Source organism: Nitrobacter sp. CN101, from assembly GCF_055390255.1.
In genome coordinates, this window is record NZ_AP038833.1 from 3,160,002 (window position 1) to 3,182,120 (window position 22,119).

Annotated in this window: 19 protein-coding genes; 4 read left to right on the forward strand and 15 right to left on the reverse strand. The window is 60.6% G+C overall.

The genetic code is table 11. The features are described 5' to 3' along the window. Window positions 1–5 precede the first annotated feature (5 nt). Window positions 6–938: a lipid A biosynthesis lauroyl acyltransferase gene (locus ACZ5IL_RS16000; protein WP_464593004.1), complete on the forward strand. Its 933-nt coding sequence runs from the start codon at window positions 6–8 to the stop codon at window positions 936–938. A gap of 49 nt (window positions 939–987) precedes the next feature. Here ACZ5IL_RS16000 and ACZ5IL_RS16005 read toward each other — a convergent pair whose 3' ends face one another. The 10 genes from ACZ5IL_RS16005 to ACZ5IL_RS16050 form a co-directional block, all read right to left on the reverse strand. Then, window positions 988–2,103 (reverse strand): polyamine ABC transporter substrate-binding protein, encoded by a 1,116-nt coding sequence (locus ACZ5IL_RS16005; protein ID WP_464593006.1) that lies wholly within the window; start codon window positions 2,101–2,103, stop codon window positions 988–990. A gap of 13 nt (window positions 2,104–2,116) precedes the next feature. Then, complete coding sequence (locus tag ACZ5IL_RS16010) at window positions 2,117–3,280, reverse strand: aminotransferase (protein ID WP_464593008.1); 1,164 nt, start codon at window positions 3,278–3,280, stop codon at window positions 2,117–2,119. 6 nt (window positions 3,281–3,286) lie between these two features. Then, window positions 3,287–3,646 (reverse strand): rhodanese-like domain-containing protein, encoded by a 360-nt coding sequence (locus ACZ5IL_RS16015; RefSeq protein WP_464593010.1) that lies wholly within the window; start codon window positions 3,644–3,646, stop codon window positions 3,287–3,289. Window positions 3,647–3,743: 97 nt separating this feature from the next. Next, on the reverse strand, window positions 3,744–5,669 hold the full coding sequence (locus tag ACZ5IL_RS16020) for a potassium transporter Kup (RefSeq protein ID WP_464593011.1): 1,926 nt from the start codon (window positions 5,667–5,669) through the stop codon (window positions 3,744–3,746). 129 nt (window positions 5,670–5,798) lie between these two features. Next, window positions 5,799–7,703 (reverse strand): potassium transporter Kup, encoded by a 1,905-nt coding sequence (locus ACZ5IL_RS16025; RefSeq protein WP_464593013.1) that lies wholly within the window; start codon window positions 7,701–7,703, stop codon window positions 5,799–5,801. A gap of 147 nt (window positions 7,704–7,850) precedes the next feature. Next, window positions 7,851–8,681: a flagellar motor protein MotB gene (locus tag ACZ5IL_RS16030; RefSeq protein WP_464593015.1), complete on the reverse strand. Its 831-nt coding sequence runs from the start codon at window positions 8,679–8,681 to the stop codon at window positions 7,851–7,853. A 114-nt stretch (window positions 8,682–8,795) separates the two neighbouring features. After that, window positions 8,796–9,569, reverse strand: coding sequence for a motility protein A (locus ACZ5IL_RS16035; RefSeq protein ID WP_425908923.1), 774 nt, complete (start codon window positions 9,567–9,569; stop codon window positions 8,796–8,798). Window positions 9,570–9,993: 424 nt separating this feature from the next. Beyond that, window positions 9,994–10,863: a CDP-diacylglycerol--serine O-phosphatidyltransferase gene (gene pssA, locus ACZ5IL_RS16040; RefSeq protein WP_464596917.1), complete on the reverse strand. Its 870-nt coding sequence runs from the start codon at window positions 10,861–10,863 to the stop codon at window positions 9,994–9,996. 100 nt (window positions 10,864–10,963) lie between these two features. Further along, window positions 10,964–11,710, reverse strand: a complete 747-nt coding sequence (locus ACZ5IL_RS16045) for a phosphatidylserine decarboxylase (protein WP_079446277.1) — start codon at window positions 11,708–11,710, stop codon at window positions 10,964–10,966. A 118-nt stretch (window positions 11,711–11,828) separates the two neighbouring features. Further along, window positions 11,829–13,787 (reverse strand): ABCB family ABC transporter ATP-binding protein/permease, encoded by a 1,959-nt coding sequence (locus tag ACZ5IL_RS16050; RefSeq protein WP_464593018.1) that lies wholly within the window; start codon window positions 13,785–13,787, stop codon window positions 11,829–11,831. Window positions 13,788–13,995: 208 nt separating this feature from the next. Between ACZ5IL_RS16050 and ACZ5IL_RS16055 the strand changes: the two genes are divergently transcribed. Beyond that, a complete protein-coding gene (locus tag ACZ5IL_RS16055) occupies window positions 13,996–14,598 on the forward strand; it encodes an LOG family protein (protein ID WP_464593020.1) in 603 nt (200 codons plus the stop codon). A gap of 20 nt (window positions 14,599–14,618) precedes the next feature. On the opposite strand, the gene cimA is transcribed toward ACZ5IL_RS16055, so the two are convergent. From cimA to ACZ5IL_RS16075, 4 genes are all read right to left on the reverse strand, one after another. Beyond that, entirely contained in the window at window positions 14,619–16,217 is a 1,599-nt protein-coding gene (gene cimA / locus ACZ5IL_RS16060) for a citramalate synthase (RefSeq protein WP_464593022.1), read from the reverse strand. Beyond that, complete coding sequence (locus tag ACZ5IL_RS16065) at window positions 16,214–16,714, reverse strand: GNAT family N-acetyltransferase (protein WP_464593024.1); 501 nt, start codon at window positions 16,712–16,714, stop codon at window positions 16,214–16,216. Before ACZ5IL_RS16065 ends, cimA begins: the two co-directional genes overlap by 4 nt. Window positions 16,715–16,828: 114 nt before the next feature. Next, the gene (cysS, locus tag ACZ5IL_RS16070; RefSeq protein WP_464593026.1) at window positions 16,829–18,289 is read right to left on the reverse strand and encodes a cysteine--tRNA ligase; all 1,461 of its coding nucleotides are present in this window, start codon (window positions 18,287–18,289) and stop codon (window positions 16,829–16,831) included. 71 nt (window positions 18,290–18,360) lie between these two features. Continuing rightward, the gene (locus ACZ5IL_RS16075; protein WP_464596984.1) at window positions 18,361–18,684 is read right to left on the reverse strand and encodes a hypothetical protein; all 324 of its coding nucleotides are present in this window, start codon (window positions 18,682–18,684) and stop codon (window positions 18,361–18,363) included. Between ACZ5IL_RS16075 and ACZ5IL_RS16080 the strand changes: the two genes are divergently transcribed. Both ACZ5IL_RS16080 and ACZ5IL_RS16085 read left to right on the forward strand, forming a co-directional pair. Further along, window positions 18,580–18,861 (forward strand): hypothetical protein, encoded by a 282-nt coding sequence (locus ACZ5IL_RS16080; RefSeq protein WP_464596918.1) that lies wholly within the window; start codon window positions 18,580–18,582, stop codon window positions 18,859–18,861. The two genes, ACZ5IL_RS16075 and ACZ5IL_RS16080, sit on opposite strands and share 105 nt — an antisense overlap. Before the next feature lie 280 nt (window positions 18,862–19,141). Further along, complete coding sequence (locus ACZ5IL_RS16085; RefSeq protein ID WP_464593028.1) at window positions 19,142–20,236, forward strand: DUF2865 domain-containing protein; 1,095 nt, start codon at window positions 19,142–19,144, stop codon at window positions 20,234–20,236. 81 nt (window positions 20,237–20,317) lie between these two features. Here ACZ5IL_RS16085 and ACZ5IL_RS16090 read toward each other — a convergent pair whose 3' ends face one another. Continuing rightward, window positions 20,318–22,069, reverse strand: a complete 1,752-nt coding sequence (locus tag ACZ5IL_RS16090; RefSeq protein WP_464593030.1) for an NAD+ synthase — start codon at window positions 22,067–22,069, stop codon at window positions 20,318–20,320. Between the last annotated feature and the right edge of the window lie 50 nt (window positions 22,070–22,119).

Consider the following 22,119-nt stretch of genomic DNA (forward strand, 5'->3'; position numbering starts at 1 on the left):
TTCTGATGCCCCCCCTCCTCCTTCAAACCCGCGCCCGACTGCGCGACGTGGTCAAACCCGTGAGTGGAGCCGCTATCGGCGCATTGACGATCGGATTGTTGCGAGCGACGCGCTATTTCGATCCGATCAAAACCGCAAATCTGTTCGGCCGGATCACGCAGAAGATCGGACCGATGCTGCGCGAACAGAAGATCGGTCGCGCTAACCTCACCGCGGCCTTTCCCGAAAAGTCATCAGACGAAATCGAGAGGATTCTGACCGGAGTATGGGACAACCTTGGCCGGATCGGCGCGGAGTTCGCTCATCTCGATCACGTCTGGGATCTTGATCCTGACTGTCTTGGAAACGGCCGCGTTGAAATCGAGCCAAAGAGCAGAAAGCTATTTGAGCGACTACGCGACGACGGCAAGCCGGCGCTGATTTTCGCAAGCCACCTCGGCAACTGGGAGCTACCCGCGGTCGCCGCCGTCGCGCATGGGCTCAATGCGGCAATTTTATATCGCCGGCCGAACATCGCATCGGCCGATCGCGCAATCGAACAATTGCGTTCTGTCAATATGGGGACGCTGATCCCGGCAGGTCGCGAGGCCCCGTTCAGATTAGCGCAAGCGCTGGAAAACGGTCAGCATGTCGCCATGCTGGTAGACCAGTATTTCACCAACGGCGTCGACGTCACGTTCTTCGGGCGAAAGACCAAGGCCAATCCCACGCTAGCGCGTCTCTTGCGGCAGATCGAATGCCCGATCCATGGCGTGCGGATCATCCGCCTGCCGGACCATCGCTTCCGTGCCGAATTGTCGGACGAGATTACACCGGCGCGGGATGCAAACGGGCAAATCGACGTGCAGGGAACGATGCAGGTCATCACCTCGGTGATCGAAGGCTGGATCCGCGAATACCCCGATCAATGGCTGTGGCTGCACCGCCGCTGGCGCTAGAGCATTTTCCGGCAAGGTGGAATCCGGTTAGCCGCAAGAAAGTGTCCTGCTACCACCCTGTCTTTGCGTGCGACCAGAGTCTGTTGATCGAACGTTGGGTTGCAGGATCGCGCGAAGTGATGACGAACAGCCGTTTCATCACGGCCTTGTCCGGATAGATCGTTTTGTCATTGAAGATTTTCGAATCGATCAGCTTCTGGCTGGCCAAATTGCCATTGGCGTAAGATAGGAAGTCGGAATTCTTCGCCGCGACGTCAGGTCGATAGAGATAATTGATCAATTCATAGGCTTCAGCGACGTTCTTGGCATCCGTGGGAATGGCCAGATTGTCGAAGAACATCTGCGCGCCTTCTTTCGGAATCGCATAGCCGATCTCGACACCGTTATGGCTCTCCGCCGCGCGGCTTCGGGCCTGCTTGATATCGCCGGACCAGCCGACGACCAGGCAGATCTCGCCAGTGGCAAGACCGTTCAAATACTCCGAGGAATGAAATTTTCGGACATAGGGCTTGATCTTACTAACGAGAGCCGCCGCCTGTTCGAGATCGTTCTTTTTTGTCGAATTCGGATCGAGGCCCAGAAAGTTGAGCGCCGCAGGCAAGATATCATCCGCGGAATCGAGCATCTGAATGCCGCAGTCCTTGAACTTTGCGAGCTTGTTCGGATCGAAGATGATATTCCAACTATCGATCTTGCCGTCGGGTCCAAGAATGCGCTGCACCGCTTTGACGTTGTAGCCGATGCCGGTCGTACCCCACATGTAGTTCGCGGCATACCGATTGTCGGGATCGTACACTGCGAGCTTCTTCGCCACCTCCGGCCAAGCGGAGGCCAGATTCGGCAGCTTCGACTTGTCTAATTTCCGAAAGGTATTCGCGCCGATCTGACGCTGTAGGAAGTATGCCGTTGGCACCACGACATCATATCCCGACTTGCCGGCAAGGAGCCGCGTTTCGAGCGTCTCATTGGCGTCGAAGGTGTCGTAGACCACCTCGATTCCGGTTTCCTTAGTAAAGGCCTCGAGCACGCCCGGCGCGATGTAGTTCGACCAATTGTAGAAATTGACGACTCGCGCGGCGGCATCGGCGCGCGGTGTCGACAACACGCCCAGGCCTAGCGCGAACGCGCCGATAACAGATATCCATGTGTATCGATTTTGAATCATCGCTTGCATCGTCCTAAAGAGCATGCATCGCGTCGGACAAGCGCTGCAGCGCGCTGTCGAGCGTGGCATCCTTCTTTGCGAAACAGAAACGCACGACCGAGGTGATCGCATCCCGTTCATAAAACGCGGAAACCGGGATCGCCGCGACCTTATAGTCCGTCACGATACGCCTGCAGAACGCCTGGTCGGTTTCATTGAGGCCGAGCGGCGCAAGGTCCACCGTCAAAAAATAGGTTCCCTGTGAGGGCAGTACGGGAAATCCAATGTCTTCAAGACCACGAGTGAGACGGTCCCGGCGTCGCGTCAGCTCGCGGCGCATCTCGAAAAAGAAATCGTCGGGCCTGGTGAGGCCGTAGGCAACCGCAGCCTGAAGATTGGGTGCCGTCGTGAAGGTGAGAAACTGATGCACCTTCGCGGTGACCCGCAGCAGCGGCGGCGCAGCGCAGACGAAGCCGATCTTCCAGCCGGTGAGCGAAAATATCTTCCCGGCCGAGCCAATCTTGATAGTGCGTTCGCGCATACCGGGAATGGTGATCAGCGGAATATGCTCGCGGCCATCGAAGACGACATGTTCCCAGACCTCATCGCAGATCGCGACCACATCGAACTCCTGGCAAAACCGCGCCAGCAACTCCAGATCCTCGCGCGGATAGACCACCGCGGCTGGATTGAGCGGATTGTTGAAAAGCACCGCCTTGGTCTTGCGCGTGAAAGCGCCGCGCAGCGCATCTTCCGTGATCCGCCAGTGCGGCGGCTCCAGACGAACCAAGCGCGGAATGCCGCCGGCCTGTCTGATGATCGGGAGATAGGAGTCGTAGACCGGCTGAAAAACAATGACCTCGTCGCCAGGCTCGACCATGGCAAGAATGGCGCTGGTCAACGCTTCCGTGCCGCCAGAGGTGACCATAACCTCGGTCGCCGGATCGACCGAGAGGCCATGCCAGTGGTGGTAGTGAGCGGCGATCGCCTGCCGCAACTCCGGAATTCCCATCATCGATGGATATTGATTGTAGCCCTCGAGAACGGCGTCTGCCGCCGCGCGCCGGATATCCTCCGGACCCGGATCGTCGGGGAAACCCTGCCCGAGATTGATGGCATCGTTATCACGCGCAAGCTGCGACATGGTCTCGAAAATGGTAACCGGCAGGTCGGCGAAGACCTTGTTCATCGAGAGCATCAACTCTCAGCCGCCAGGCCGCGTCGGCAATCCTGCCGCCTTCCATCCAAGAATCCCGCCGGCGAGATGCTTGTCGTAAGCAAGGCCTCCCTCCTGCGCCGCCAGCGAAGCAGTCACCGAGCGCTTGCCGGAGCGGCAGGCAAACACGACCTGCTTGCCTTGCGGGTCGGGAATCGCCGCAGGATCAAAGGCCGACAGAGCGACAACGACCGCGTCCGGAAAAGCCTCCGCCGCGATCTCGTTCGGCTCGCGCACGTCGACCAGCAGGTAGCGGCCGTCGGCAATGCCTTTCGACACCTCTTCCGGCGACAAATCGTGAACGACAAAACTCTGATCCGCCAACGCAGTCTCCCTTGCACTTTGCATTGGGCGTTCGCCCGCTGCTCGTCCGCTCTCCGGCAGCGCAAGGTCGCCCCTTGCGCCCATAAAATCAAGCGCCGCCAGACTCTAAATGATGACTTGTCTAAATGATGACTTGCGTTCCCACTTCGACAACGCGCCCGGTCGGAATCTGGAAATAATCCGTCGCATCGTTGGCCGATCGGCTCAGCGCGATGAACAGGCGATCCTGCCAGCGCGGCATTCCGGACTGCGCGGATGGTTTCAGCGACCGTCGCGACAGAAAAAACGACGTCGCCATGATATCGAACTGCCAACCGAGCTTTCGCGCGATGGCGAGCGATTTCGGGACGTTGGGACTTTCCATGAAACCGAACCGGAGCGTCACGCGCGAAAATGTAGCGCTGATCTCCTTCAGCCGCACCCGGTCGCCAGTCTCGATCCGCGGCGTCGGCGCGGTCTCGATGGTGAGAATAACGTTCTTCTCGTGAAGCACCTTGTAATGTTTCAGACTATGCATCAGCGCGGTCGGAGCGCAGTTCGGGTCGCTGGTCAGAAACACAGCGGTCCCAGGCACACGCTGCGGCGGCCGTTTTTCCAGCATCGTCACCAGATCGAGCAGCGGAAATTCGAGCTTGCGGGATTTTTCGAACAAAAGCCGGCTACCGCGACGCCACGTATACATCAGCAGCATCACGATCGCGCCAAGCGCCAGCGGCACCCAGCCGCCATCGAAGACCTTCAACAAATTTGCCGCGAGGAAAGTGAGATCAAGCAGCAGGAAGGGCGCAATCAGAGCGGCAGCTGCGACCGCCGGCCAGCGCCAAACCTTCCAGATGACGACAAATCCCATCATCGCGGTGACGACCATCGTTCCCGTAACGGAGATGCCGTATGCGGACGCCAGCGCGCTGGACGAACGGAACATCAGCACTAACAGCACAACGCTGATGACGAGCATCATATTGACGCGGGGCATGTAGATCTGGCCGGAATGCGCCTCCGAGGTGTGACGAATTTCAAATCGCGGCAGCAGTCCTAGCTGGATTGCCTGACGCGTCAGCGAATAGGCGCCGGTAATGACGGCTTGGCTTGCAATCACCGAGGCGACGGTCGCCATGACCACGACCGGAACGAGCGACCATGCAGGGAACAAGAGGAAGAACGGATTCTCGATCGCCTCCGGATGGGCAATCAGAAGCGCGCCTTGTCCGAGATAATTCAGCACAAGCGACGGCAGCACGATCGCGAGCCACGCGGTCTGAATCGGCCGCTTGCCGAAGTGACCGAGGTCGGCATAGAGCGCCTCGGCACCGGTCACCGCCAGAAACACGGCGCCAAGCGTGATGAATCCGACAACGCCGTGATGCATCATGAATGTGGTTGCGTAGAGCGGATTGAACGCCAGCCAGACTTCAGGATGCTGCATGATTTGTGGAATGCCCGCAGCGGCGATGACCGCAAACCAGACACACATCATAGGTCCGAAGAAAGTGGCGACGCGCGCCGTCCCGCGTGACTGGACTGCGAACAAGGCCAGCAGAATAATCACCGTGATCGGCACTACATACGGATCCAGTGCCGAGGTGGCCAGCTTGATACCTTCGATCGCCGACAGCACCGTCAGCGCCGGCGTGATGACGGCATCCCCATAGAACAGCGCACCGCCGATGATGCCGAGCAGCACGACAGTTGCCCCGCGCCGGCTCGCGGCGCGCTGCGCCAGCGCCATCAGCGCCAGGATTCCGCCCTCGCCGTGGTTGTCCGCCCGCAGCAGGATCAGGACGTATTTCAGCGTCACCACGACAATGAGCGCCCACAAGATCAGCGAGAGGACACCCAGCACCACTTGCGGACCCGCCGCGCTTCCTGTCGCGCCGGAGGCAACGACCGCCTCACGGAGCGCGTAAAGCGGGCTGGTGCCAATATCACCATAGACCACCCCGATGCTGCCGAGCGTCAACGCCTTGAAGCCGGCCGTGGAATGGGTTTCGCCAAATCCGTTCGCTGCCGGCGTCGCCGCGGCAGAAACTGCACTGTCACTCGTCATAGGATAAAAGCCTCGAAACGCTTCACCGCATAAGCAAAGCGCCGGGCTTATAGTCCCGCGCTTAACGCATGGCACGTCCTGATTTCAGGCCACAGTTATGCAAAATTGCATAACGACGGGGGCGAACCGTTAAATTATGACCTGCGTTCCTACCTCGACAACGCGCCCGGTCGGAATCTGGAAATAGTCGATGGCATCGTTGGCCGACCGGCTCAGCGCAATGAATAGCCGATCCTGCCAAGCAGGCATTCCCGAGTGCGCGGACGCCTTTAGCGACCGGCGCGAGACAAAAAACGAAGTCGACATGATATCGAACTGCCAACCAAGCTTGCGCGCGATCACCAAAGCTTTCGGAACATTCGGCGATTCCATGAAGCCGAAGCGGAGGGTGACGACCGAGAATTTTTCGCTGATGTTTTCCATGCGCACGCGCTCGGCGGGATCGACGCGGGGTGTTTGCGCGGTTTCGATCGTCAGGATGACGTTGTGCTCGTGAAGAACCTTGTTGTGCTTCAGATTGTGTAGAAGCGCAGTGGGCACGAAGTCGGGATCGCTGGTCAGAAACACCGCCGTGCCCTTGACGATGTGCGGCGGCCGCTTTTCGAGGCCTTGAATGAGATCCTGAAGCGGCACCTCAATGCGCCTGGTTTTTTTGATGAGAATCGCCACGCCACGGCGCCATGTCCATATCAGCACCACCATGGCGATGCCGAACAAAAGCGGCACCCATGCCCCATCAAACAGCTTGAGCAGATTGGCGCTGAAAAACATCATGTCGACAACGACAAGCGGGGCAACCAGCGCCGTCGCCGTCGCTGCCTGCCAGTTCCACAGCTTCCGGACAACAACAAAGCCCATGATGCCGTCGGCGACCATTGTGGTGGATACAGCTATCCCGTAGGCGGACGCGAGGCCGCTGGAGGTGCGGAATAACAGCACCAGCATCAGCACGCCGATCAGCAACAGCATGTTGACGCGCGGCAGGTAAATCTGACCAGCATGGGTCTCGGATGTGTAGCGCACCTCGAAGCGTGGCAGCAGGCCGAGTTGCACAGCCTGACGGATCAGCGAATAGGCGCCTGTAATGACTGCCTGACTGGCGATCACCGTGGCAGCGGTTGCCAGAATGACGAGCGGCAGGATCAACGGCGCGGGTGCCAGACGGTAGAAGGTGTTGTCGATGGCGTCGGGATGGGCGAGGACCAGCGCCCCCTGTCCGAAATAGTTCAGCAGCAGCGATGGCAACACCAGACAGAACCAGGCCACCTGAATTGGTTTGCGGCCGAAGTGGCCGAGATCGGCGTACAACGCCTCGCCGCCCGTGACCGACAGAAAAACCAGGCCCATGATGACGAGGCCGAGCACACCGTGATTAAGCAGGAAGTGAATGGCGTACCAGGGATTCACCGCCAACAGCACATTCGGATCCTCGTGAATGTGCAGAACGCCGAGGACTGCAATCGTCACGAACCACAGCGCCATCACCGGAGCAAACGCCGAAGCAACCCGCGCGGTGCCGTGACTCTGCACCGCGAACAGCATAATCAGAATCACCACTGTCAGTGGAACGACGTAATCCTGGAGCCCCGGCGCGGCGAGTTTTAATCCTTCGACAGCGGACAACACCGAGATAGCCGGCGTAATCATGGAATCGCCGATGAACATTGAGGCGCCGACCACGCCGAGCGCCAGCAGAAGCAAACTCCGCCGCCCCAGCGCTCGCTGCCCGAGTGCCATCAGCGACAGCGTTCCGCCCTCCCCGTTGTTGTCGGCACGCAGCAGCAGGAGAACGTATTTCGCAGTCACGACGATAAAGAGCGACCACAGGATCAGCGACAGCACACCGAGCACGATCGCAGGCGTCACCGCGCCTTGTTGCGCGGCGTGATCGACAGCCTCGCGGAAAGCGTACAGGGGCGACGTTCCGATATCGCCGAAGACCACGCCGATGCTTCCGAGCGTTAACGACCAAAGGCCGCTCGTCTTCGCCGGAGCTTCGCCTTTGGCTCCGGCAGTTGGATCGCTGACGGCCATGGTATCGTGCCAACGCTCTGATGATGGTTTTGATCCGGGCTATCGCGCACAAGCACCGGTCCGTCAATCATCGAATAACATTGACAGTCTGCCACCAACCTGCCCGGAGCCGACAACTTCGTCCGGTAACATAGTACTTGCGGCAAATCAGGGTTTCAAATTCGGCGGCAACGGAGGAGGCTCGCGCATCAAGGTAATGGTCACGCGCCGATTTGCCGCCAGTGACGGATCGTCCGGAAACAAAGGCATGCTGTCCGACTTGCCCGATACTGCGAAGACATGACTCGGAGGTAGCCCTTCCCGCTCAAGGATCTGACGAACAACGTTGGCGCGGTCCGCCGACAGGTCGAAGCCGTCATAATCGCTGCGCATTGCGATGAAGTTCGCAGCCGTATGGCCGGTAACTGAGATCCGAAACGGCGTCGCCGCGAGCGGAGCCGCAAGCTTACTGACCAGCATCCGCGTCCGCTCATAAGGTTGTTTTGAACCCTCCGCGAACATGGACCGACCATCCTGGTCAACGATTTCCAGGTTGAGGCCTTCCTTGGTTTCCTCGAACATGATGTGTTTGGAGAGCTCGGTCAGTTCCGGCATATCCTGCAGCGCCTGTCGCAGCGACGCGGACGCAAGCGCGAACTCGCGATCCGTCTTGAGGCGAGCGCCGGCAGTCTTGGAACGCTCCTGTTCATCGGGGGTCGGGGTCGTGGAGGTTTCATCCGGCGGGACGCGCGCGGCATTCTTCAGCTTGGGCCGCGTCGGCAGCCCATCCGATTCGATGATGCCGGAATATCGCACCTGGGTCTGGGAGCCGAAGGCATCGCGCATCGAGCCCGCGACGATCTTGAGCTTTTGATTATCCATCGTGGAGAATGCGACAAGCATCACAAAGAAGCTCATCATAAGGCCCATCAGATCCGCGAACGTGACGAACCAGCCGTGCCCTCCGCCATGCGCATCGCCGCGCTTCTTTTTGGCCATCGCTGGTTTCCCGACTAGAGCCTTGCCGCTTCTGAAAGAATCAGAGGCGTGGCTCTATGATTTTTGATCTGACGCGTTGTCTTCACGCGAACCGGTATCCATTCTTGAAAACGCCTAGGCCGGAACCGGCTCGCCTTCTTCGTGGCGATGCTTTTCCGGCAAATAGGCCAGCAGCATTTCGCGCACCAGCGCCGGGCTCTTCGAATCCCGGATCATCAGGATGCCGTCTATGATCAAGGTACGATTGGTTTCCTCGTCCAGCAGCTTGCCGTGGAGCTTATCCGCGATCGGCAGGCAGAACAGGTTGGCGACGAGCGCGCCGTAAAGCGTCGCGAGCAGCGCGGTCGCCATGAACGGCCCCAGCTTGGAAGGATCGGTCATGTTGGCGAACATCTGCACCATGCCGATCAGAGTGCCGATCATGCCGAACGCCGGCGCGCAATCGCCGATTGCGCGGTAGATCTTGCTTCCCTCATCGAGGTGCATGAGAAAATTGTCGCGGTCGCGCTCGAGATTGTCGCGGATGAATTCGAGGTCGTAGCCGTCGGCGACGAAGCGGATTCCCTTGGCGAGGAACGGCTCGTTGGTCTCGACTTTCTCCAGACCTACCGGTCCCTGCTTGCGGGCGATCTCCGCAATCCGCGCCAGTTCATCGACAAGGTCGCGCGCCGACAGCCTGCTCATGGTGAAGGCGAACTTGGCGCCGAGCGGCAGGCCGTGCAGAATCGCACCGAGCGGGAAGCGGATCATCGTCGCGGCGATCGAACCGCCGAAAATGATGATCATCGCATGTTCGCTGACGAACATGTGCAGATCGCCACCCATGAAGATCATCATAGCGACTACGATCATGCCGAAAGCAAGTCCGGCACCGGTCATGATATCCATGATGAACCCCACGCGTACTCGACCGGCCATCCTGGACGGCGGCGCGAACCGTTCTGAGTCACGCCTGAATACCCTAGCTTTTGCGCCATTAAAGACCCGTTACCGGAAAGGTAACTGTTGCCAATGTGTTAACGTCGAACCACAGCAGCTTTAGACAAGAGATCAACGATGCTGTGGTGTCTTGTGCGGTGGCGCGCAGCCGGTCGGGGAATAGCGCTGGGGACCTCTAGCGTTTTCGAGCGAAGCATGTCCTGGGGCTTGACCCGAGGATGGGCACCGGTTCGCGTGAAGTAAACGCGCTAGAGTTCCCGCATCCCATCTTCGATGGATAGATTGCCCGGTCGCCGCCGGCGACCAACGATCACTGAATATTTCCGCTCAAGCGCACAATGGTCCGGCTGCCCGGTTGCTTTCCGCAGGGGTCTCAATGCGGACGGGAAGACCGGTTGTCTGGCTTGCGCTGCCGGACCGGAATGGTGGGCGAGCCAGCCTCGGCGGATGGCGAGGCTGCTCCCGCGGATGACGGCGCATCGGGAAACGTTTCCTGCACGGCCGCCTTGAGATCCTGATCACGATAGGATTTCCAACCGATCGGAAGGGTCAACAGAAAAATAATCGAGCCGAAGGAAAGGACAACCCAAGGGTAACTGATCAAGAGCGCGATGAAGAATACCACCGACACGAATACCGGCAGCACGAGCTCCGGCTGCACGCGCATCCCGACCGCTTTGCCGGAAAAGACCGGCAGCCGCGACACCATGAGGATCGCGATTAGCAACGTGTAAAACGCCGTTAATACCGCGGGGGGCTGCGGTATGCCGAGAAACGAAAGATAGATCGGCAGAAGCACCGCGATCGCACCCGCCGGCGCAGGAACGCCGGTGAAGAAATTCGCAGCGAAGGCCGGTTTGTTTGGATCATTCATCGTCGCATTAAAGCGGGCGAGCCGCAGGCCGCCGCTGATCGCAAATATCATCGCCGCGATCCAGCCAACATTGCTGAGATCGTGCAGCTGCCAGAAATAGAGGATCAGGCCGGGCGCTACACCGAAATTGACGAAGTCGGCGAGACTGTCGAGTTCCGCGCCGAACTTCGACTGGCCCTTGATCATCCGAGCCACCCGTCCGTCGAGCCCGTCGAGCACGGCCGCGAATACGATGGCCGCGACCGCAAGCTCCATCCGTCCCTCGGTCGAGAGCCGGATCGCCGTTAGTCCCGCGCAAATCGCAAGCAGCGTGATGAAATTTGGCACCAGCATCCGTACCGGGATCGGACGAAACCGGCGGCGGCGCATCTCGGATGATTTCGGGTCGTATGACGTGTGCACGTCCCCCATATAGGAAGGCCTTGCCGGGGCTGCTATCCGCTAGGCACCCCGGCAAGGTACTCAACGGTCAACTGGTTCGAAAGGTCCGACTGCCGTCTGTTTGCTGGAAATCCGCCAACACCGTCTCGCCGGCGACCGCGGTCTGGCCTTCGGACACCAACAATTGCGTCCCCTCCGGCAGAAAGACGTCCAGCCGCGAGCCGAACCGGATCAGCCCGAAGCGTTCGCCCGCTTCGACCGTCTGTCCCTCATGCACGAAAGAGACGATACGGCGCGCAACCAGCCCCGCAATCTGGATCACGCCCACCGGCCCGTTATTCGGCGTTGAGATCACGAGTGCGTTGCGCTCGTTGTCCTCACTCGCTTTGTCGAGTTCGGCATTGATGAATTTGCCCGGGCGATAGGCAATCCGTTCGATCCGCCCCGCGACTGGACTGCGATTAACGTGGCAATTGAACACGCTCATGAAAATCGAAATGCGCTGCAGCGGCATCTCGCCAAGCTCGAGTTCGGCGGGCGGCACAACCGAAGCGATCATTGAGATTCGTCCGTCCGCGGGCGAGACGACAAGGCCCTCTCGGATTGGCGTCACACGGGCGGGATTGCGGAAGAAAAGCGCACACCAAATTGTCAGCAGCGTTCCGATCCAGCCCAGCGGGCTCCAGATCCAGAACAAGATGATGGTGGCCAATGCAAAGCCACCGACGAAGGGATACCCCTTCGGATGAATCGGCGAAATCTGCGCTCGCACGGATCTGGCGCTGGAGCGAACGGATTTCGCGATGGATAGGAGAGTCTGTCGATCTATGGGCATGAGCACCTAACGATATGGAATGAACCTGAGGTGAAGGTGACTTATGAAAACACGATCGACCCTCGATCAGCACCGTTAGGTCCGATGCCTGATTCGGGAGGGTCACCTTGGACCTATTCTACCCCGCCGCGGCGGTTGGCGCCACCAGGGGATCGTCCACAGGAGGTGGGGCGCGATTCGGGGTGCCCTCGTCCTCGCCGATCAGCGCAAGCCTCTCCCGCGCCTCCTCGGCCTCACGTTGCCTATTCCACATGCTCGCGTAAAGACCCTCCACCGCTAGAAGCTCGACATGGGTTCCCCGCTCGGCAATTCGCCCCCGATCAAGCACGATAATCTCGTCGGCGCCCACAATGGTGGAGAGGCGGTGCGCGATCACCAGCGAAGTTCGGTTGCGCGAGACCCGTTCGAGAGCCTCCTGGATTTCGTGCTCGGTGTGGCTATCGAGCGCCGACGTCGCCTCGTCCAATACGAGGATGGGGGGCGCCTTCAGCACCGTGCGCGCGATCGCCACGCGCTGTTTCTCGCCGCCTGACAATTTTAGTCCGCGCTCGCCGACCTCGGTCTCATAGCCTTTAGGCGACATCCTGATGAAGCCGTCGATTTGCGCCGTTCTGGCGGCCGCCTCGACCTCCTCGTCCGACGCGTCCCAGCGGCCATAGCGGATGTTGTAGCGGATGGTATCGTTGAACAGCACGGTGTCCTGCGGCACCATCCCGATCGCCGCGCGCAACGACTCCTGCGTCACGTCGCGGATATCCTGACCGTCGATCAGGATACGGCCGCCCGAAACGTCGTAAAGCCGGAACAGCAACCGCGACAGCGTCGATTTTCCAGCTCCCGAAGGCCCCACGATGGCCACCGTTTTTCCCGCAGGTACATCGAACGTCAAACCCTTGAGGATCGGGCGGTCCGGATCGTAGGCAAACCGCACATCCTCAAACCTCACCGACCCCCGCTCGATGCGTAGCGGTTGCGCACCCGCACGATCCTGCACCTCCGCACGGCGGGTCAGCACGGCGAACATCTTTTCGATATCGATGATCGCCTGCTTGATCTCGCGATAAACCATACCCATCAGGTTGAGCGGCTGGTAAAGCTGAATCATCATGGCATTGACCATGACGAAATCGCCCACCGTATGAGTGCCATTGCGCACGCCGAGCGCGCACATGATCATCACCGCCGTCAGCCCGGCCGTGTAGATCACCGCCTGCCCCGCGTTCAGGACCGCCAGCGACGTATAGGTCTGCACGCTTGCCGTCTCGAAGCGCTCCATCGACCGGTCATAGCGCTTTGCTTCACGCGTCTCGGCGCTGAAATACTTTACCGTCTCGTAGTTCAAAAGCGAATCGATCGCCTTGGTGTTGGCATCGGAATCGGAGTCGTTCATCCGGCGGCGGATTTCGATACGCCATTGCGTCGCCTTGTAGGTGAAGGCCATGTAGACCATGACAGTCACCAGCGTCACCAGAACGTAGCGCCAGTCGAATTGCCAAAGCAGTACGCCCGTGAGCAATCCGACTTCGACCGCCGTCGGAACGAGCTGAAGGATGACAAGCCGCACCATCTCTTCGATGCCGTTGCGACCCCGCTCGAGCACGCGCGTCAACCCGCCGGTCTTGCGTTCGAGATGAAACCGCAGCGACAGCTCGTGCATGTGGACGAACGTCCGATAAGCCAGCCTGCGCACCGCGTGCATCGCGACCTTGGCAAAGATGCCGTCGCGCCATTGGGTAAGCAGCGCCATCAGCACGCGGACGGAGCCGTAAGCCAGCGTCATCGCGAGCGGCGACACGATCAGCCACATCGCCCAATTTTCGGGCTGCACGGGCGCGCTCCCTGCGCCGTTCAGCGCATCGACCGCCCATTTGAACGTGAAAGGAACGACCAGGGTCGCGACTTTTGCCGCAAGCAACAGCGCCAACGACCAAACCACGCGCATCTTCAGGTCGGCGCGGTCTCCGGGCCACATATAGGGCCACAGATGCAAGAGCGCCCTGCCGAGGGTCGCGTTCCGGGTGGGATCCGCTGAAGGTTTCGCCGGCACGGTTGCTTGATGGAAAGCCGCCTCAGGCATCGCTTAGGCCTGAACCCGGAAATGGCGTCCGCAGCCGCAAATATCGTCTAGTCGAGGTCATATATCCAAGTCATATAGAGCGTTTGGATGCTGCATGCACCCTTACCCGGCAATTCTTTTCGCTACGGAGGCCACCCGCAGGCACTTGACCCCGTGCCGGCAATAGCCGAGCCTTGACGCTGCAATTGTTCTGGGCCACATCGATTCCATGAACACCATCAAAACGGTCTGCGTCTATTGCGGCTCAGGCCCCGGTACAAATCCCCAGTTTGTCGAAGCCGCCCTCGCTTTTGGTAGAGCGCTCGCCCGGAACAAGGTCGGGCTGGTCTATGGCGGCGGCTCGGTCGGCCTGATGGGCGCCATCGCGACCGCGACTCTCGATCACGGCGGATTCGTTACCGGCATTATTCCGGATTTCCTGACCGCACGCGAACATGCGCTGTCGCGCGTGCAGGAGATGATCGTCACCCGCGATATGCACGAACGCAAGCGCCTGATGTTCGAGCGCTCGGACGCGTTCGTCGCTCTGCCAGGCGGGGTCGGCACGCTAGAGGAACTGGTGGAGCAACTCACCTGGCAGCAGCTCGGACGACACAGCAAGCCGATCATGCTGGCAAATGTCGACGGTTTCTGGGAGCCGCTGCTCGCTCTGCTCGCTCATATGAGGGATACTGCCTTCATCCGACCCACGCTCGCAGTGAATGTCCTGCAGGCCGACCGCGTGGAGGACATCCTGCCGAAGCTCCGCATCGCCGCGAGCGGCACGCTGGACTCGAAACACATGCCGGCCGACGTCGCCGACCGACTATAACTAAACGGCAACGGGATCGTTTACGGTGGCGCGCCGGACTTCACCAGCTTGTAAAAAACCGAATCCATCAGGGCCTGAAACGACGCATCGATGATATTGGGCGACACGCCGATCGTGGTCCAGCGCTCGCCCTCCTCGTCCTCGCTCTCGAGCAGTACCCGCGTCACGGCTTCCGTGCCCCCGTTGAGGATACGCACGCGATAATCGATCAGCTTCAGCCCCTCGATGTATTTCTGATATTTGCCGAGATCCTTGCGCAAGGCGACATCGAGCGCGTTGACAGGACCGTTACCTTCGGCGGCCGAAATCAGGGGCTGGCCGTCGACCCTGACCTTCACGACCGCCATCGCAACAGTGATGCGCTGACCGTGGGAATTGTAACGCTGCTCGACGTTGACATCGAACTGCTCGACGTCGAAATACTCCGGCACGCGGCCGAGCGTGCGCCGCGCCAAGAGGTCGAACGACGCGTTCGCGGATTCGTAGGCGTAGCCCGCCGCCTCGCGCTCCTTCATCTCCTGGATCAGCCGCCCGAGCTTCGGATCGTTCCTGTCGAACGCGATGTTGGCGCGCTCAAGTTCGGCAAGCACGTTTGAGCGGCCGGCCTGATCCGATACCAGCACCTTGCGGCGGTTGCCGACCGATTCCGGCGGGACATGCTCGTACGTCGTAGGATCCTTGAGGATCGCAGACGCATGAATGCCGGTCTTAGTAACGAACGCGCTTTCGCCGACGTAGGGCGCATGCCGATTCGGCGCGCGGTTGAGCATGTTGTCGAGCGTGCGCGACGCCTGCGTCAGAGCCGCAAGCCGATCCTCGGTTACCCCGATCTCGAAGAGGTCGGCGAATTCTTTCTTTAACTTCAGCGTCGGGATCAACGAACAGAGATTGGCATTGCCGCAACGTTCGCCGAGGCCATTCAGGGTGCCCTGAATTTGCCGCGCCCCTGCGCGCACCGCGGCAAGGGAATTGGCGACCGCCTGCTCGGTGTCATTATGGGCATGGATGCCGAGATGGCTGCCGGGGACGTACCTCGTCACCTCGCGAACCGTCGCCTCGATCTCGTTCGGCATGGTGCCGCCATTGGTGTCGCACAGCACCACCCACCGCGCGCCGGACTCGTAAGCCGCCATGGCACAGGCCAGCGCGAACACCGGGTCTTCCCTGTAGCCGTCAAAAAAATGCTCGCAGTCCACCATGACCTCGCGGCCAACTGCTGTGGCTGCCTTCACGCTGTCGCGGATCGACGCGAGATTTTCGTCGTTCGTGGTTTCGAGCGCGACCCTGACCTGATAGGCGGACGATTTCGCGACAAAGCAGATTGCATCCGCCTCGGCCGCGATCAGCGCGGCCAACCCGGGATCGTTGGAGGCCGATCGGCCAGGACGACGCGTCATACCGAAAGCGGTGAACCGCGCATGGCGAAGCGTTGGCTTCTGCGAAAAAAACTCGGTATCGGTCGGATTGGCGCCGGGATAGCCGCCCTCGACATAGTCGATGCCGAGATCGTCCAGCATCTTCGCGATCACCTGCTTGTCCTGCAAGGTGAAGTCGACGCCGTTGGTCTGGGCGCCATCCCGCAACGTGGTGTCGAACAGATAGAGGCGTTCGCGGCTCATGCCGCCCCTCCCTCCGCCAGCGTCTTTTTCATCGTGGTATTGGCCAGCCACTCGTCGCCGATTGTCACCGAATTGCGTTGCATCGCGACGTAGCCGCGCTTGGCGAAGAATCGCTCCGCCGTATCGCTGGCTTCCACGGTCAGCGCCTTGGCGCCGCGCGCGCCTGCAAGCTTCTCAAGCGCATCGCACAGGGCGGTCGCGACCCCATGCCTCGCTGCGCCCGGATGCACATAAAGCATGTCGATATGATCGGCGCCCTTGAGCGACGCAAAGCCAACCAGCGAACTCTGAAGCGTCGCCACCAGCGTCAGTTCGCGCGCGAGCCGCGCGCCGAATTTGTCCTCATCGTCAGCAGCGGCGGCCCAGGCGATCTGCTGCGCCTCGCTATAGTCGTCGCCGGTCAGTTCCTCCACACTGGCGACAAAGATCGCCGCCAGCACGGGAACATCGGCAGGCAGCATCGGCCGCAGCGCAGGTTTGGGAAGCGCCTGTCCCATCGCGTCAAAACACTCCGAATAGACGGGCGACCAGCACGACCGCCGCGACAATCACCGCCCACTTGATAAAAATGTAATAGCGCCAGTGTTTCGGAAACGGCGTCTCCGGCTTGGTCATCGCGCGATCTCCCATGTCGTCACCGGCTTGCCGTCGGCGTCCTTACCGTCCTTCAGGACAACGCCCATGGCGGCGAGTTCGTCGCGGATGCGGTCGGATTCCTTGAAGTCCTTTCGCGCGCGGGCGGCAGCGCGCTCCCGAATGAACGCCTCGACGGCGTCGTTATCAACGCCATGCCCCTCGGTTCGACGTAAGCGCCATTGCGTGGCTGTTTGTGTCAAAAGGCCGAGGATGTTCGCCGACGCCTTCAACATTTCAGGGGCGGGCGATTGCCCCATCGATGTCAGACCCGCCATCATCTCACCGGCGACAGCCGGATGGGCCAGTCGATGCAATTCCGAAATCGCCTTCGGTGTATTCATATCATCGCCGAACGCATCGAGAGCCTCAGCGGATATCTGGCCTGCCTCGACATCGCCGATCGCGTCATACCAGCGATCCAGCATCTTTTCGGCTTCCTGAAGTCCCTGAACGGTCCAGTCGAGCGGCGATCTGTAATGGGTCTTCAGCATCGCAAGCCGCAACACCTCACCCGGCCACTTCCGTCCACCAAATTTCTCCGTGGTCAGCAACTCATTGATCGTCACGAAGTTGCCGAGACTCTTCGACATCTTCTCGCCTTCGACCTGCAGGAAGCCGTTGTGCATCCAATAGTTCGCCATGGCGTGCGCGCCGTGCGCGCAGCGCGACTGCGCGATCTCGTTTTCGTGATGCGGGAAGATCAGGTCGAGGCCGCCGCCGTGGATATCGAAGACGTCGCCGAGATAGGCCGCGCTCATGGCCGAGCATTCGATGTGCCAGCCCGGCCGTCCCCTTCCCCACGGGCTTTCCCAGCCCGGCTCGTCATCCGACGACAGTTTCCACAGCACGAAATCGGCCGGGTTCTTCTTCTGCGCGTCCACCGCGACCCGCGCGCCGGCCTTCTGCTCATCCAGCCTGCGGCCTGACAGCAGCCCGTAGTCCGGCATCGACTGCACGTCGAACAGCACCTCGCCGCCGGCCTCATAAGCATGGCCGCGCGCGATCAGCTGCTTGATCAGCGTCACCATGTCAGCCTTGCCGTCGGAGCGCGGAGCCACGAATTCGGTGGCGCGCGGCTGATGCGTCGGCGGCAGGCAGCCGAGCGCCGCGACATCGGCCTGAAACTGCGCGGCCGTCTTTTCGGTGACCTTGCGGATCGCCTCGTTCAGCGGCAGGCCCGGAAAATCCCGCCCCGCGCGGTCGTTGATCTTGTCGTCGACGTCGGTGATGTTGCGGACGTAGGTGACATGGTCGGCGCCGTAGACATGTCGCAGCAACCGGAACAGCACGTCGAACACGATGACCGGCCGCGCATTGCCGATATGGGCAAAGTCGTAGACGGTCGGACCGCAGACATACATCCGCACGTTCGACGGATCGATCGGCGTGAAAACACGCTTTTCCTTCGTCAGCGTATCGTAAAGACGCAGTTCCATAGAATCCCGCTCCAAACCGCCGGGCGTCCAGTGCTCTATTGTGAGAAAAGACGGCCTCGGCCAGCGAATCGCTAGCCCGTAATCTCGCGGCAAATGCCACAAATGGCGAGGAAACCGTTCATTTCGGTCAACATGGAACAGCCGGGGTACATCGTCAAGTTGCGCCCCATAAACGCCTTATTTCGCCGCGAAATCGCCCCGTATTCTCCGTGGCGAACTCCGCCATCACCTTCTCCTTTTCCCGGCCCATCATGCATATTCTCCCCGCAGTTCGGGTTTTTCCCGTCGTTCTGGCAGGCGTAGCTCTCTTTGCAGCCACCGCATGCGCCGACAGCCGCATCTTCATCATTGCCAACCACGCCGACGGGTATGGCGTTGACCAGTGCCTTGCCCAAGGCGAAAGCTGCGGAGCCCACGCCGCGCATTCCTACTGCCGGTCACGCGATTTTGCACAGGCCATCGCTTACAGACGCGTCCGGCCTGACGAGATGACGGATTCGATTCGAGGGTCCACAAATTCCTGCCGGCACAGCGGCTGCAACGAGTACGTCGCAATTACCTGTCAACGTTGATGCGCCGATTCATAGCAGGAAAACCTGTGTTGCACCCAAGGCCGCCACACTCGTGCCCCGGAAACGACGTGACGCTGCCGCGAGAAGCGGATAAGACACGGCCACGCTGGCGAACGGCCATCTGAGTAACGCATCCAGCCTGCACCATCAGCGTGTCGCAACGCAATCAGGCTCGCTGGTTGCTGAAAAGATCATCGCGATGGACTCGTTGTGCGGAAGACAGTTCCTCTTCGTAGAGCAAATTTGCAGAATCGCTCCGGGATCGCTCTGATGGCGGATCATGCCTGACCTTTCCTTTGCCCGCACGATAAGAATATTGGCTTGCGCCGTCGGCATTGCGGGCGCGGCCGCCGATGCCTTGGCGCAAGGCGTTCCGCCAGGGGTCAATCCGATTTGTCCGCGGCTCGAGGCGCAGCTCGCAAGCATCGACCGTGGCGGCACCGATCCTGCGCGAGCCGGACAGATCCGGCGCTATGAGGAGGCAGCAGGCCGGCAACAGGCCGAGCTCGAACACGTCATCGCGCAAGCGCGGAGCACGGGCTGCGACAGTTCAGGATTCTTTCAGCTCTTTAACGCCCAGTCGGCACAGTGCGGACCGGTCACCCACCAGATCCAGCGCATGCGGACCAACCTCCAGCAGATTACCACCAACCTGGAGCGGCTGCGGGCCGGCAACGGCGCCAGCCCCGAGCGCGACAGTCAGCGCCGTTCCGTGCTGATTGCACTGGCCCAGAACAATTGCGGCCCGCAATATGCGGCAGCCGTGCGGAACCAGGGCTCCTTCTTCGACGACCTGTTCGGCAACCACTCCGACAATCAGACGATCCTGCCGCCAGTCGATTCGGGCGCGCAATCCGGAACCTATCGGACCGTCTGCGTACGTTCGTGCGACGGTTTTTACTTTCCGATCTCGTTCGCCACCACTCCGAGCCGGTTTTCCGACGACGAGCGGACCTGCAAGAATCTTTGTCCTGCGGCAGACGCCGCGCTGTACGCGTATCGCAATCCCGGCGAAGACATGAATCAGGCAGTCTCTACCAGCGGGCAACCTTATTCGTCGTCGCCGAACGCATTTCGATACCGCCAGGAGTTCAATCCGTCGTGCTCGTGCAAGGCTGCGGGCCAGACATGGGCGGAAGCGTTGAAGGGACTCGACGACAAGGCGACGGCCGCCCAGCAGGGCGACATCATCGTCACGGAAGACGGCGCGCGGAAGATCTCACAGCCGACCGGCGACAAAGGTTCGCAAAAGAAAAACTCAGCGGCGAAAGCCGATGCACCCCAGACCAGCCCCGCAGATACTGCGCCGACCGCCTCCACACCCTCGAACAAGCCGATCCGGTCGGTGGGGCCAACGTTCATACCCGCGCATTAGAGCGGGATGAAAATTGGATGGCGGTTTGCCATTTGCGCTGGCGCGGCCCTTCGGGGCGGGGTCATACTCTGATTTCAGCCGTCATCCCTCGAAGGCTTCCGCCGAAACCGTCCCCGACCGCGAGACGAGATTCTCATCCGGTACTGGCAATGGTTTACCGGAATCGCGAAACCGGTTGGTGATCGGATAGCGCCGGTCGCGACCGAAATTTCGGCGCGTGACCTTGACGCCCGGCGCCGCCTGGCGACGCTTGTATTCGGCGGCGGTCAGCAAGCGGTCGACTCGCACGACCACATCGCGGTCAAACCCGTCCGCGACGATCGACGCCAGCGGCTCCTCCCGCTCGACCAGCCGCTCGAGAATCGCGTCGAGTAGCTCATAGGGCGGCAGCGAATCCTGATCTAGCTGACTCTCTCGCAACTCGGCCGTCGGCGGCCTCGCGATGATGCTGGGCGGGATCACCTCGCCCGATGGACCAAGCGCGCCGTCCGGCTTCCACGCGTTGCGCAGGCTTGCCAGCCGGAACACCTCGGTCTTGTAGATATCCTTGATCGGATTGAAGCCGCCGTTCATGTCACCGTACAGCGTGGCATAACCCACCGACATTTCCGATTTGTTGCCGGTGGTTACCACCATCGCACCCAGCTTGTTGGACATCGCCATCAGAAGCGTGCCGCGGGCGCGAGACTGCAAGTTCTCCTCCGTGATATCGCGGGGGAATCCCGCGAACGTGCTTGAGAGAATCTCCTCGAAACCATTCACTGCCGGCGCGATCGGCAGCACGTCGTAGCGAATGCCGAGCGCCTTTGCGAGCGTCGCAGCATCGTCGAGCGAGACCTGCTCGGTAAAGCGGAACGGCAGCATGACGCCGTGGACGCACTCCGCTCCAAGAGCATCGACGGCGATGGCCGCGCACAAGGCCGAGTCGATGCCGCCCGATACGCCGAGCAGCACGCCGGGAAATCCGTTCTTCCGCACATAGTCGCGCAAGCCCAACACACACGCGGCATAGTCGGCTTCGTCACCGTCGATCTGGGGGGCGACAGGTCCGTTGCAGTGCCATCCTGCCGCGGACCTGATCCATTGCAGGGTGATAATGCTTTCTTCGAAGGCTGGAAGCTGGGCCGCCAACGAGCGATCAGCATTCAGCACAAAAGATGCACCGTCAAACACCAACTCATCCTGACCGCCGACCTGATTGAGGTAGACCAGCGGCAGATCGCTTTCGGTCACGCGCGCGACCGAGATCGACAGCCTGATGTCGCTCTTGCCTTTTGCATAGGGCGAGCCGTTGGGAACGACGAGAATTTCCGCGCCGGTCTCCGCCAGGCACTCGACGACGTTCTCGTACTCGGCGGATTCCTCGACCCACGTATCTTCGCAAATCGGCACGCCGATCCGCACGCCCCGAATTTTCAGGGGCCCCCCGACCGGTCCCCGCGCGAATACGCGCTTTTCATCGAACACGCCGTAGTTCGGCAGATTGACCTTGAAGCGGATCGCCGCGACCCGCCCCTCGTCCAGCAACGCATACGCATTATAGAGTTTGCCGCCATCGACCCATGGCGTACCGATCAGCATGGCCGGGCCGCCGTCGGAGGTCTCCCGCGCGAGACCTTCGATCGCCTCGCGGCAGGCAGCCTGGAACGCTGGCCTCAGAACCAGATCTTCGGGCGGATAGCCGGCAATGAACAGCTCCGGAAGCGCCACCAGCGCGGCTCCGTCGGCCTTGGCCTGGGCGCGCGCCGCGCGAGCCTTGGCGGCATTGCCGGCAATGTCTCCAATCGTCGGATTCAATTGGCCGAGCGTGATCTTGAAGGTTGTTTCGGTCATGGACGCTGTACCCGCAGGCCTCGCCTTACTGCAATTTGGCGCGCTTATAG